This window comes from Bacillus sp. AP8 (assembly GCF_000321185.1).
In the GTDB taxonomy this organism is placed as follows: Bacteria; Bacillota; Bacilli; order Bacillales; family DSM-1321; genus Bacillus_AD; species Bacillus_AD massilioanorexius.
Genome location: NZ_CAPG01000036.1, coordinates 106,944 through 119,510, shown reverse-complemented (window position 1 = coordinate 119,510; position 12,567 = coordinate 106,944). Strand labels below are relative to the sequence as shown.

At 34.5% G+C, this 12,567-nt stretch carries 14 protein-coding genes; 12 read left to right on the top strand and 2 right to left on the bottom strand.

Annotation, left to right across the window (positions count from 1 at the left end):
* Positions 1 to 64 precede the first annotated feature (64 nt).
* Complete coding sequence (locus BN349_RS09785; RefSeq protein WP_019242120.1) at positions 65 to 625, top strand: NUDIX domain-containing protein; 561 nt, start codon at positions 65 to 67, stop codon at positions 623 to 625.
* A 176-nt stretch (positions 626 to 801) separates the two neighbouring features.
* On the opposite strand, the gene BN349_RS09780 is transcribed toward BN349_RS09785, so the two are convergent.
* Positions 802 to 2,349: a solute symporter family protein gene (locus tag BN349_RS09780; protein WP_019242119.1), complete on the bottom strand. Its 1,548-nt coding sequence runs from the start codon at positions 2,347 to 2,349 to the stop codon at positions 802 to 804.
* Positions 2,350 to 2,352: 3 nt separating this feature from the next.
* Positions 2,353 to 2,691, bottom strand: coding sequence for a DUF485 domain-containing protein (locus BN349_RS09775; protein WP_019242118.1), 339 nt, complete (start codon positions 2,689 to 2,691; stop codon positions 2,353 to 2,355).
* A gap of 289 nt (positions 2,692 to 2,980) precedes the next feature.
* Here BN349_RS09775 and spoIIM point away from each other — a divergent pair, with 289 nt between their 5' ends.
* The 11 genes from spoIIM (at position 2,981) to sigF (ending at position 12,527) form a co-directional block, all read left to right on the top strand.
* On the top strand, positions 2,981 to 3,625 hold the full coding sequence (gene spoIIM / locus BN349_RS09765) for a stage II sporulation protein M (RefSeq protein WP_019242116.1): 645 nt from the start codon (positions 2,981 to 2,983) through the stop codon (positions 3,623 to 3,625).
* A 384-nt stretch (positions 3,626 to 4,009) separates the two neighbouring features.
* Positions 4,010 to 4,468, top strand: a complete 459-nt coding sequence (fur, locus tag BN349_RS09760) for a ferric iron uptake transcriptional regulator (RefSeq protein WP_019242115.1) — start codon at positions 4,010 to 4,012, stop codon at positions 4,466 to 4,468.
* Positions 4,469 to 4,633: 165 nt separating this feature from the next.
* Complete coding sequence (locus BN349_RS09755) at positions 4,634 to 4,861, top strand: YqzK family protein (protein WP_019242114.1); 228 nt, start codon at positions 4,634 to 4,636, stop codon at positions 4,859 to 4,861.
* A gap of 5 nt (positions 4,862 to 4,866) precedes the next feature.
* Positions 4,867 to 5,760 carry a site-specific tyrosine recombinase XerD gene (xerD, locus tag BN349_RS09750; RefSeq protein WP_019242113.1) on the top strand — a complete coding sequence of 298 codons (894 nt, stop codon included), beginning with the start codon at positions 4,867 to 4,869 and terminating at the stop codon, positions 5,758 to 5,760.
* 425 nt (positions 5,761 to 6,185) lie between these two features.
* A complete protein-coding gene (deoB, locus tag BN349_RS09745) occupies positions 6,186 to 7,373 on the top strand; it encodes a phosphopentomutase (RefSeq protein WP_019242112.1) in 1,188 nt (395 codons plus the stop codon).
* 12 nt (positions 7,374 to 7,385) lie between these two features.
* Positions 7,386 to 8,198 carry a purine-nucleoside phosphorylase gene (locus BN349_RS09740; RefSeq protein ID WP_019242111.1) on the top strand — a complete coding sequence of 271 codons (813 nt, stop codon included), beginning with the start codon at positions 7,386 to 7,388 and terminating at the stop codon, positions 8,196 to 8,198.
* A gap of 20 nt (positions 8,199 to 8,218) precedes the next feature.
* On the top strand, positions 8,219 to 9,523 hold the full coding sequence (locus tag BN349_RS09735; protein ID WP_019242110.1) for a pyrimidine-nucleoside phosphorylase: 1,305 nt from the start codon (positions 8,219 to 8,221) through the stop codon (positions 9,521 to 9,523).
* A gap of 192 nt (positions 9,524 to 9,715) precedes the next feature.
* Positions 9,716 to 10,843 carry a D-alanyl-D-alanine carboxypeptidase family protein gene (locus tag BN349_RS09730; protein WP_051024227.1) on the top strand — a complete coding sequence of 376 codons (1,128 nt, stop codon included), beginning with the start codon at positions 9,716 to 9,718 and terminating at the stop codon, positions 10,841 to 10,843.
* Positions 10,844 to 10,962: 119 nt separating this feature from the next.
* Complete coding sequence (gene spoIIAA / locus BN349_RS09725; protein WP_019242108.1) at positions 10,963 to 11,313, top strand: anti-sigma F factor antagonist; 351 nt, start codon at positions 10,963 to 10,965, stop codon at positions 11,311 to 11,313.
* A gap of 1 nt (position 11,314) precedes the next feature.
* Complete coding sequence (gene spoIIAB, locus BN349_RS09720; RefSeq protein WP_019242107.1) at positions 11,315 to 11,755, top strand: anti-sigma F factor; 441 nt, start codon at positions 11,315 to 11,317, stop codon at positions 11,753 to 11,755.
* Positions 11,756 to 11,768: 13 nt separating this feature from the next.
* On the top strand, positions 11,769 to 12,527 hold the full coding sequence (sigF, locus tag BN349_RS09715; RefSeq protein WP_019242106.1) for an RNA polymerase sporulation sigma factor SigF: 759 nt from the start codon (positions 11,769 to 11,771) through the stop codon (positions 12,525 to 12,527).
* Positions 12,528 to 12,567 lie beyond the last annotated feature (40 nt).

Below are 12,567 nucleotides of genomic sequence, written 5' to 3'. Positions count from 1 at the left end.
AAAATCATGATATGGTAAAATATATGATTTGTTTGTCAGAGAATAGAACTGGAGGTAGTTATAAATGTATAAATTTGAAGAAAAGACAATTGAAAGTCAGTCGATTTTTAAAGGAAATGTAATTAGCTTACAAGTAGATGAAGTTCAATTGCCAAATGGAAAGAAAAGTAAACGTGAAATTATTAAGCATCCTGGAGCTGTTGCTATTTTAGCTATAACAGAGGAAAATAAAATAGTAGTTGTTGAGCAATATCGAAAAGCATTAGAGAAATCTATAGTAGAGATACCAGCTGGTAAGCTAGAGCCTGGAGAAGAACCACTTGTAACAGCTGCTAGAGAATTAGAAGAGGAAACGGGTTATGTTAGCGAAACGTTGGAACATATCATTTCTTTTTATACATCACCTGGCTTTGCTGATGAAATTATCCATTTGTATTTAGCGAAGGGATTAACAAAAAAAGAAAATTCGGCACCGTGCGATGAAGATGAATTTGTAGAGGTAGAGGAAATTTCTTTACAAGAGGCAGTGCAATACATAAAAGAAAAGAAAATAAATGATGCAAAAACGGCTTATGCAATTCAATATTTACAATTATTGCAGATTACAGGGAAACACAATCTGTAATTTCGGCTGATGGTATTGTGTTCAAAGAGAGATGTTTAGTGGAACCCTCTTTTATTTTTGTCTCTTTCTAAAAGATTGTTGTTTAAATCATTTCGTTTAATAAATCCAGCATAGATATGCCAAAAGCAAGAGGCTTCTCAAAATGATTAAACATTTCGAGAAAGCCTCTTTACTTTTTAGCGAATTGTATCCATTCCCGTATTTGATTTTACTAGGATTTCATCGTAGGTAACTTGATTGTCTTCAACACCTGATTTTTTAGAAACGAGTGTTCCAATAAATCCAGCTAAGAAACCTAGTGGAATTGAAACAATACCTGGTGTTGATAAAGGAAATAGCGGTTCTCCCACGAACATCGCTTTACCAACTTCCGGACTAAATACGTTTGGTCCAACAACTACAAGACCAATCGAAGTGACTAGACCGACAACCATAGCCCAAATAGCACCGTTTGTATTGAAACGCTTCCAATAAATTGTGTAGAGAATAACTGGCAAATTAGCGCTAGCTGCAACAGCGAAAGCAAGCGATACAAGGAATGCTACGTTTAAGCTTTGAGCAAATAACGCTAGAATGATAGAAAGTACAGAAATACCAATTGAAGCGAAACGAGCCATGTTTACTTGTTGCTTTTCTGTCGCTTTTCCACCTTTCAAAATTTCATTATAAAAATCATGTGAGAATGCAGCAGCAGCTGTTAACACTAATCCTGCTACAACAGCTAGAATTGTAGCGAAAGCGACAGCGGAAACAAATGCGAATAACATGTTACCACCTAATGCCTGAGCTAACAGTGGAGCAGCCATGTTCCCAGCTTTGTCAGCTGCTACGATTTTTTCACTACCTACAAATGCAGCAGCTCCGAATCCTAAGAAAATAGTCATTACATAGAAGATTCCAATGATCCATGTAGCATAAACAACAGAGCTACGAGCTGTTTTCGCATCACGTACAGTGAAGAAGCGAACGAGAATGTGAGGCAGACCTGCTGTTCCTAAAACGAGTCCTAGAGTTAAAGAGAGGGTATCAAGTCCTACGGTATATTTTACCCCCGGATTAAGAAAGGCTTCTTTTAATGGTGTATCAGATTTCATTTGATCAAACATATCAAGTATATTGAAATTGAACTTAGCAAAAACAATAATAGAAATTAAGAATGTACCAACCATTAGTAGAATGGCTTTTACGATTTGTACCCAGCTTGTAGCATGCATGCCTCCAAAAATAACATACACAGTCATTAATACACCTACAATTAGTACTGAGGTAGTATATTCAATACCAAGTAAAAGTTTTATAAGTGCGCCAGCTCCAACAAGTTGAGCAATCATATAAAATGTAGAAATTGTAATCGTGTTAAATGCTGCAAATCCTCTAATTTTCTTCGCGTTAAATCGTACAGCAATCATATCTGCGAAAGTATATTTTCCTAAATTTCTTAAAGGTTCTGCTACAAGATAAAGAACAACAAGGTAAGCAACGAGGAAACCTATACTATAAAAGAAACCGTCAAATCCTGCTAAGGCAATTGTACCAGCAATCCCTAAAAATGAAGCGGCAGACATATAGTCTCCGGCGATGGCCATACCATTTTGCCAACCTGTCAGTCCACCACCAGCTGTATAAAACTCACTGGCGTTTTTCGTTTTTTTGGATGCCCAATATGTAATAAATAGGGTACCTGAAACGATAACTAAAAACATAGTAAAAGCGGCAGTATTCATAGTTTACCTCCCTTTTTCCTCTAGTATTTTTTCAGAAAGCTCATCGAACTTGTTAGCTTTTTTGGAGTAAATCATACAGAAGGACCAAGTCATTACGAATTGTAAAAAGGCAAAAACCCAAGCCCATGTGATACTGCCAATAAAAGGTTTGTTAAGAATCGTCGTGTAAGAAGTTAGAATTGGTAATGCAAAATAAAAGCAAAAGAAGAAGATAGTGAAAGGAATAATAAATTTTTTCTTTTCTTTCAAAAGAAGTTGAAAACTAGAAGATCGAACGATTGCTGAGTATTCTTCAGGAGTAGTTTGAACAGCTTTACTTGACTGTTTCTTTTGAATTTCCATACGCAGTCCCCTTTCTAATATCAAGAAATGTAAGTGCTTTCAAAACAGAGAATGCCGAATTGTTTAGCTATCACCTCCTTTATTGTATCGAAGATAAGCAATCTAAATATAGTAAACATTCTGAAAATTATGTCATTGGTTATTATACTATCGAGGAAGAGAAATGCACAAGAGTAAAATTACATTTTAGGGAAAAAATGTTTTTCACTATAAAGATAGTGATAAAAAATAAGCATATTCATAGAGTTCTCTCATACAATCTAGTAAATAGCCATAGGAGGAAAAGAAAATGAAGAAAAAGTCGCTGTTTCATAATGTAGCAAATAATCATATTAAAGAAAATTCCTCATTGTATATGTTTATTATTGTGTTATTTTTAATGGGAGTTATTAGTGGAGCAATTGTTGTTAATAGTTTAAGTTTTACCCAAAAAGAAGATTTACTCTATTATTTATCCAGATTTTTTGGGCAAGTGAGTGAAGATAATATCGCTACAACATATGATATGTTCATAGCCAGTGTTACTCATAACATGAAGTATATAGGCTTGATTTGGATTCTAGGTATATCTATCATTGGATTGCCTCTAATTTTAATTCTACTATTTTTAAAAGGAGTAGTTATTGGTTTTACTGTAGGATTTCTAGTAAGTGCTATGGGATGGAGTGGCTTTAAAATAGCATTAGTGGCTGTGCTTCCACAAAATATAATACTAGTACCTTTGACTATTTTTATAACAACTTTATCACTAGCTTTTAGTATTGTAATTATACAAAGAGTGTTTGTTAGACAAGTTAGAAAACCGTTGGCACCCATGGTATTTAAATACGTAGCAGCTCTTTTCATCTCCTTGATTTTTATTTCTGGTGCTGCTGCAATAGAAGGGTATTTTTCACCATCTTTTATGAAGCAAATAGTAGGACTTGTTTGGTAAGCTTATTAATTGGTGGAAGTCCCTGAGACATTTAGGAAGTAGCAAGAAGGACAGGTTCAATAGTTTAGGAAAGAGTGAGGAAGCCTGCCTTCTAAAGCACAGAGCGAATGAATTAGATTGGATTGGACCATTATCAAACTAGGAAGTTTAACATCGTTTTGTATACTTGTTGACTATCAACAAGGAGTGAGTGAATTCAACGCGAAGCAGCTCGCTTTTTTGCGTGTAAGATTGTGAGTCTCCTCAGTTATAAAGCCAATATAGCTTAAATTAAAATGATTCTTTCATTATAATCATTTTATTTACTTAAAAATAATAATTCTATTTTGACACTTCCCATCGATTTGATATAATGGATTATGTGAAAGACTGGGAGGAGAAAAGATGGAAGAAAGAATCGAACGTATTAAAAAACAGTTGCATTCATCGAGTTACAAGCTAACTCCTCAAAGAGAAGCTACAGTTCGCGTTTTATTAGAACATGAAGAAGATCATTTAAGTGCAGAAGATGTGTATTTATTAGTAAAAGAAAAATCTCCAGAAATTGGATTAGCTACTGTATATAGAACATTAGAATTATTAACAGAATTGAAGATTGTTGACAAAATTAATTTTGGTGATGGAGTATCTCGCTATGACCTTAGACAAGAAGGAGCTGCTCACTTTCATCACCATCTTGTTTGTATGGAATGTGGATCGGTGGATGAAATTCAAGAAGATTTGTTAGAAGATGTTGAAGCAGTTGTTGAGAAAAGATGGAAATTTAGAATCAAGGACCATCGTCTTACCTTTCATGGCGTTTGCCATCGTTGTCAGTCAAATGATGAAAGTGAAGGTATGTAATAACATAAGAAGATGCTGATAAAACTTTTAGGTGATAATAATCATCACCTTGTTTCATGAGCATCTTTTTTGTATGGAAAAGCACAATGAAAATACAAATTGTATGTATAGTTTTCTAAAAGATTGGCATAGATTGAAATAGATATGTTAATTCGGAGGGAAATTATGAAATCTCTAGTTTGGGAATTTGTACATGCACTGAAAATATTTGTTTTATTTGTGAGTTTTACCATACTCTTTTATATAGGGATGGTATGGTTGAACCGTGAATATGAAGACTATAATCGTTATGATCAACCTGATGGAACATCTTTAAAAGTATCCACGAATCAGGAAGATATGGATATAACCTGGTTTGAGAGGCTAAAGTTGTTTTATTTGAACGGAGAGTAATCAGTATGGAAGATGGATTAAGAGATTTTATTCACTTTTTAACAGTGGAAAAAGGCCTAGCAAAAAACACACTAGTTTCGTATGAGCGAGATTTAAGATCCTATTTAAAGTATATTCAAACAGTTGAACAAATCACTACATGGAACGATGTACATAGGGTAACAATTATTCAATTTTTAGCTAAACTTAAAGAAGAAGGAAAATCTTCGAGAACGATTGCGAGACATATCGCATCGATACGATCTTTGCATCAATTTTTGTTAAGAGATAAACAGACTGAGCAGGATCCTTCCGTACATATTGATACGCCTCAAAAAGAAAGAACACTACCAAAAGTATTAAGTATGGAAGAAGTTGAAGCCTTGATGGAATCTCCAAAAGGTTCAGATGGATTTGGATTACGTGATCAAGCTATGTTAGAAATTATGTATGCCACTGGAATGCGCGTCAGCGAGCTAATTCAATTAAACCTATCGGATGTTCATAGTGCTATGGGTTTTGTCAGATGTGTTGGTAAAGGGAATAAGGAAAGAATTATTCCAATTGGGCAAACAGCATTAAAGGCAGTCGATCGATATTTATCGAAAGGGAGACCTATGCTCGCAAGAAAGCAATATACGACTGATGCATTATTTTTAAATCATCATGGGCAAAGACTATCTAGACAGGGATTTTGGAAAATATTAAAAAGATTAGCTCAAGAAGCAAATATTCAAAAGGAATTAACACCACATACCTTTAGACATTCATTTGCCACACATTTATTAATGAATGGTGCTGATTTACGTTCTGTCCAAGAAATGCTTGGCCATGCAGATATTTCAACAACACAAATATATACACATATTACAAATACTAGACTTAAGGATGTTTATTCAAAGTATCATCCAAGAGCCTAATAGGTTAATAGAATTAGTGAACAAGGCATGTAATAGATGAGAATCATCATTATACATGCTTTTTTATTAGAAAATAAGTTGCTATAAGTTGGAGAGCGTAGAAATGATAATCTAAACATTAGCATAACAAGGTAATGTCGTATTAGAATAAAAGTACATCTTTTGTATTAGCGGTTTGATAGCATATTATTACAATTATTAATGGAACGTGAAAAGTACTTTAATAAAGTAGAATTTTTATATTGTGCAGTCGTCAGACATCTGACTATAATAGAGTGTATCTTATATATAAAGCATAATTAAAACTTTATGTGTTGGGTAATATATGTATATTATGAATGGTAGATGGTCTATGGGTTTAGTAAAAATTTGCTTTTCGTGATATGGACGACAGTAGTGGTAGACAGAGTATAGGAGGATTAACAATGAGTGAAAAAAATAAATTTAATCGTGTATTTTTAGTGGTCATGGATTCAGTGGGCATTGGCGAAGCTCCTGATGCGAAGGAATTTGGCGACGAGGGATCACATACATTATTACATATTGCAGAAAAAATGAATGGTTTAAACATGCCGAACATGGGAAAATTGGGTTTAAGTAATATTGAGCAAATTCCTGGTGTAGAAAAAGCAGAAAAGCCATTGGCTTACTATACAAAAATGCAAGAGGCTTCAAATGGGAAAGATACAATGACTGGTCATTGGGAAATTATGGGCCTTAATATCCCTACACCATTCCGAGTATTTCCAGACGGTTTCCCTCAGGAATTACTTACCGAGTTAGAGGAAAAAACAGGTCGAAAAATCATTGGAAACAAACCTGCTAGCGGAACAGGGATATTAGATGAACTTGGTCAAGAACAAATGGAAACAGGAGCAATCATCGTCTATACATCAGCTGATTCTGTTCTGCAAATTGCTGCGCATGAAGATGTTGTACCTCTTGAAGAATTATACTCTATTTGCAAAATTGCTCGAGAATTAACATTACGTGAAGAATATATGATTGGTCGCGTCATCGCACGTCCGTTCGTGGGTGAACCAGGAAACTTCACAAGAACGCCTAACCGTCATGATTATGCATTAAAGCCATTTGAACGTACTGTAATGAATGAATTAAAAGATGGTGGCTACGATGTGTTAGCAATTGGTAAAATCTCAGACATTTATGATGGAGAAGGGGTTACGAAATCTCTACGAACTGTATCTAATATGGATGGAATGGATAAGTTAATGGAAACTTTACATACAGATTTTACAGGTTTAAGTTTTCTAAATCTTGTAGATTTTGATGCTATGTATGGTCATAGAAGAGATCCAATTGGTTATGGAAAAGCATTAGAAGAATATGATGCACGTTTAACACAAGTACTTGATGAATTAAAAGAAGATGATCTATTAATTATTACTGCAGACCATGGAAATGATCCTGTACATCATGGAACAGATCATACACGTGAATATGTACCTTTATTAGTGTACGGAAAAAAATTAACAGACCCAAAACAACTACCTGTTAATAAAACATTTGCTGACATTGGAGCAACAATTGCTGACAATTTCAATGTAACAATGCCAAAACATGGGGAAAGCTTTTTATCACAATTAAAATAAGGGGGAGCAAGAATGTACGATCGTGCGAAACAATCAGCAGAATTTATTAAAGGAAAAATTACAGAAATTCCTGAAATTGGTTTGATTTTAGGATCTGGTTTAGGTATTTTAGCCGACGAAATAGAAGATGCGGTGGCTATTTCTTATAGTGATATCCCGAATTTTCCAGTTTCTACCGTTCAAGGGCACCGTGGCCAATTAGTAATTGGAAAAATTGCAGGAAAAGTAGTACTGGCTATGCAAGGTAGATTCCATTATTATGAAGGTTATTCTATGGAGACGGTTACGTTCCCAGTTCGTGTAATGAAATTATTGGGTATTGAAAAATTAATCGTTACCAATGCAGCTGGTGGTGTAAATGAAAACTTCACACCAGGTGATTTAATGTTAATTACAGACCATATTAATTTTATGGGTGATCATCCTCTTATCGGACCTAATGATGAGAGATTTGGTCCTCGTTTTCCGGATATGTCAAAAGCCTATGATCCTGAATTCCAAGCGTTAGCAAGAAGAGTGGCGAAGGAATTAAATATATCGATTCAAGAGGGTATTTATTTAGGGTTAACAGGTCCTACATATGAAACTCCTGCAGAGGTAAGAATGGTAAGAACATTAGGAGGGGATGCTGTAGGTATGTCGACAGTTACAGAAGTAATTGTGGCAAACCATTGTAGCATGCGTGTCCTAGGAATTTCTTGTATTACGAATATGGCTGCTGGTATTTTAGATCAACCTCTTAATCATGAAGAAGTTATTGAAACAACAGAAAAAGTAAAAAGCACTTTCCTTCAATATGTTAAAGAATTAATTAAAAATCTGTAAGAAATCTGGGTGGTGTTAGTATGAGAATGGTAGACCTCATAGCTAAAAAAAGAGATAATCATGAATTAACTACAGAAGAAATTCAATTTATCATTGAAAATTATACAAATGGTACAATTCCAGATTATCAAATGAGCAGTATGCTTATGGCTATATATTTTAATGGTATGACAGAAAAAGAACGAGCAGATTTAACACTTGCAATGGTTCATTCAGGTGACGTTATCGATTTAAGTGCGATCGAAGGAATAAAGGTGGATAAACATTCTACAGGTGGGGTAGGGGATACTACGACATTAGTATTGGGACCACTTGTTGCAGCAGTGGGAGTTCCTGTAGCGAAAATGTCTGGAAGAGGTTTAGGACATACTGGAGGAACTATTGATAAATTAGAATCAGTAGCTGGTTTTACAGTTGAAATTTCTAAAGAGAAATTTATCGAGATAGTAAATGACAGTAAATTAGCAGTTATCGGACAGACAGGAGACTTAACACCGGCGGATAAAAAGCTATATGCTTTGCGTGATGTAACAGCTACTGTTAATAGCATCCCATTAATTGCAAGCTCAATTATGAGTAAGAAAATTGCTGCTGGAGCCGATGCCATTGTTCTTGATGTTAAAACTGGAGCAGGCGCTTTTATGAGAGAAGAAGAAGATGCTGTAAAACTTGCTGAAGCGATGGTAAGCATTGGGAATAATGTGGGGCGTAATACAATGGCTATCATTTCTGATATGAGTCAGCCGTTAGGATTTGCGATAGGTAATGCATTAGAAGTTAAAGAAGCGATAGACACATTAAATGGACATGGACCAGAAGACTTAACAGAATTATGCTTATCATTAGGTAGCTATATGGTTTATTTAGCTAAAAAAGCATCCTCATTAGAGGAAGCTAGAACAATGCTCGAAGAAGTTATTGCTAATGGAAAAGCATTGCAATCGTTTAAGACCTTTTTACAAGTACAGGGTGGAGATGCATCAGTTGTAGATCATCCTTCTAAGTTGCCAACAGCTTCTTATACTTTTGAATTACCAGCTAAAGAAAGTGGTTTTGTAAAAGAATTAATTGCTGATGAAATTGGAACAGCAGCTATGATGCTAGGTGCTGGTCGTGAAACAAAAGAATCGATTATTGACTTAGCAGTAGGAATTGTTCTTCAAAAGAAAATTGGCGATGCTGTAAGTGAAGGAGAATCACTACTAACCATTCACTCAAATACAGAAGATATAGAGCGTGTTAAAGAATTACTATATAAGAGTATTGTTATCAGTAAAGAAAAGGTGGAAGCACCTAAATTAATCCATAGTCATATTACTAAATAGAAGGATATGTAAAAAGTAACGAGTCATTTTCTGAAAAGAGAAAGGCTCGTTATTTTTTTTTCTGTCCTTATGGAATTATTTGTATAAAAGTATAATGTTTGGAAAAAATGAAAAATATAAAGATTGGAGGGTTTGGGCTTGAAGAGTAAACAAATTTCTATCACCATTTTACTAACTTTCATCATTTTTAGTATGACAATACAACCGAGCTATGCTGCTGAAAAACAAAAATCAGAGCTTGAGCTAGCAGAAGAAGCAAAATCCGCAATTTTAATTGAGAGAGATACAGGAGCTGTTCTTTACGGGAGAAATCAAAATGAAAAGCTTTCTCCAGCGAGTATGACAAAGATCATGACGATGCTCTTAATCATGGAAGAAATAGATAAAGGAAAATTATCATTTAATGAGAAAATACGTACTAGTGAATATGCAGCGTCGATGGGTGGTTCACAAATTTTCTTAGAGCCAGGTGAAGAAATGACCGTTCATCATATGCTACAAGGTATTGCAATTGGTTCAGGAAATGATGCTTCGGTTGCAATGGCAGAGAGAATTGCAGGTTCAGAAGAGGCATTTGTAGAAATGATGAATAAAAAAGCGAAGTCACTAGGATTGAAGAATACTTATTTTGAAAATGCTACAGGTTTGCCTGCAACTAATCATTATAGTACGGCCTACGATATGGCGATGATTGGTAAAGAATTATTAAAGTATGGTGAAATTACTAAGTATACAGGTACTTATGAAGCATTTTTACGTGAAAATACAAAGAAGAAATTTTGGCTAGTTAATACTAATCGATTAGTTAAATTTTATCCAGGTGTAGACGGATTGAAAACAGGTTTTACGAATGAAGCGAAATATTGTTTAACTGCTACAGCAAAAAAAGGAAATATGAGAGTTATAGCAGTTGTTTTTGGTGCTCCAAATCCTAAAACAAGAAATGCTGAGGTAACGAAAATATTAGATTACGCTTTTTCACAATATATGACACATCCCGTATATAAAAAGAACCAAACTCTAAAAAAAGTAATGGTTAGCAAAGGAACAGAAAAAACGGTTACTGGTGTAACGAGTGAGCCAATCTCACTTTTAACAAAAAAAGGTGAAAATACAAAAGATTATAAAGTAAAGGTTACGACAAATAAGAAAGTTGCCGCACCGATTCAAAAAGGTGACCAAATTGGGACATTGACTGTTAAAAAAGATGGAAAAACAATTGTAAGTTCACCTATTGTTGCTAAAGAAACAATTGATAAAGCTACCTGGTGGCAATTATTTAAAAAATCGATGGGTCTATTTACACATGGTGGAAAATAGGAAATAACTCGAATCATAAGGGAAAAATAAGAATAACCACTAGTTTTGTCAAGAGGAAGGAAAAGGCAATCTATTTATAGAAAGACCTTATACAGAATATTGAAGGGAGCTGTATAATTTTGAGTCTTGCTATAAATATTGAAAATAAAGGAGCAGTTCTTTGTATTAGACTGATGGGAGAGCTTGATCATCATTCAGCTGAGGAGCTAAAGGATCAAGCTACAAATGCAATAGAAAAATATAAAATCAAACATATTATCTTAAATCTTGAACAACTGACATTTATGGATAGTTCAGGTCTAGGTGTTATTCTTGGACGTTACAAACAAATTAAACAAAAAAAAGGTGAAATGATTGTGTGTTCGATTTCACCTGCTGTGAAAAGATTATTTGAAATGTCAGGTCTGTTTAAGATTATTGCGCTTGAATCTTCAGAAAATAGTGCTTTACAAAGATTGGGGGCTGCCTAAATTGAGAAATTCAATGTCATTAGAATTTTCCGCGTTAAGTCAAAATGAGTCTTTTGCAAGAGTAACAGTTGCAGCATTTATCGCACAATTAGATCCGACTATGGATGAGCTAACAGAAATTAAAACGGTGGTTTCAGAAGCGGTTACAAATGCCATTATACATGGATATGAAAGTAATCCAAATGGAACCGTGAAAATTGAAGCAAGTATTGAAGATAACGTTATTGATTTAATGATTAAAGATGAAGGTGTTGGTATATCTGATATAGATGAGGCTAGACAACCGCTATTTACAACAAAGCCTGAATTAGAACGATCAGGTATGGGTTTTACGATTATGGAAAATTTTATGGATGAATTAAATATCGTATCGCATCCCGGTGAAGGAACCATTATTCGATTGAAGAAACATGTAACTAATAGCAAAGCCTTGTGCAATTAAGGGAGACATGTGTATGGATGTGGAGGTTAAAAACAATAAGAATGCTGTTCAGTTGAAGGATCATGAAGTAAAAGCCTTGATCCGAAATAGTCAGGATGGCGATCAGGAAGCAAGAGACACTATTGTGCAAGCTAATTTACGACTTGTATGGTCAGTCGTTCAAAGATTTTTAAACAGGGGATATGAACCCGATGATTTATTTCAAATTGGGTGTATCGGTCTGCTGAAATCAGTTGATAAATTTGATTTGTCTTTCGATGTTAAATTTTCCACATATGCTGTACCAATGATTATCGGAGAGATTCAACGATTTTTAAGAGATGACGGTACTGTAAAAGTAAGTCGTTCGATAAAAGAACAAGGTAATAAGATTCGACGAGCTAAAGAAGAATTATCAAAAGTATATGGAAGGGTACCTACAGTCAATGAAATAGCAGAGTACCTTGATATGACTGCTGAGGAAGTTATCTTTGCTCAAGATGCTAGTAGACAACCATCTTCTATTCATGAAACTGTTTATGAAAACGATGGAGATCCTATTACATTGTTAGATCAGATAGCTGATAATAATGAAACGAAATGGTTTGAAAAAATTGCGCTAAAAGATGCTTTAGAAGAACTTGATGAGAGGGAGAAGCTAATTGTGTATTTGAGGTATTTTAAGGATCAAACACAATCTGAAGTAGCTGAAAGATTGGGTATTTCACAAGTTCAAGTATCAAGATTAGAGAAAAAAATATTGAATCAAATCAAAATCCGTATGAATGAATAATTCATATGGTTTTTTTGTTTATCTATTATTACTTAAATAG

Coding starts and splice junctions, on each gene's coding strand:
- fur (WP_019242115.1), top strand. CDS start 4,010: ATGGAAGAAAGAATCGAACGTATTAAAAAACAGTTGCATTCATCGAGT.
- spoIIM (WP_019242116.1), top strand. CDS start 2,981: ATGAAGAAAAAGTCGCTGTTTCATAATGTAGCAAATAATCATATTAAA.
- BN349_RS09735 (WP_019242110.1), top strand. CDS start 8,219: ATGAGAATGGTAGACCTCATAGCTAAAAAAAGAGATAATCATGAATTA.
- sigF (WP_019242106.1), top strand. CDS start 11,769: ATGGATGTGGAGGTTAAAAACAATAAGAATGCTGTTCAGTTGAAGGAT.
- BN349_RS09775 (WP_019242118.1), bottom strand. CDS start 2,691: ATGGAAATTCAAAAGAAACAGTCAAGTAAAGCTGTTCAAACTACTCCT.
- xerD (WP_019242113.1), top strand. CDS start 4,867: ATGGAAGATGGATTAAGAGATTTTATTCACTTTTTAACAGTGGAAAAA.
- BN349_RS09730 (WP_051024227.1), top strand. CDS start 9,716: ATGACAATACAACCGAGCTATGCTGCTGAAAAACAAAAATCAGAGCTT.
- BN349_RS09755 (WP_019242114.1), top strand. CDS start 4,634: ATGAAATCTCTAGTTTGGGAATTTGTACATGCACTGAAAATATTTGTT.
- BN349_RS09780 (WP_019242119.1), bottom strand. CDS start 2,349: ATGAATACTGCCGCTTTTACTATGTTTTTAGTTATCGTTTCAGGTACC.
- BN349_RS09740 (WP_019242111.1), top strand. CDS start 7,386: ATGTACGATCGTGCGAAACAATCAGCAGAATTTATTAAAGGAAAAATT.
- BN349_RS09785 (WP_019242120.1), top strand. CDS start 65: ATGTATAAATTTGAAGAAAAGACAATTGAAAGTCAGTCGATTTTTAAA.
- deoB (WP_019242112.1), top strand. CDS start 6,186: ATGAGTGAAAAAAATAAATTTAATCGTGTATTTTTAGTGGTCATGGAT.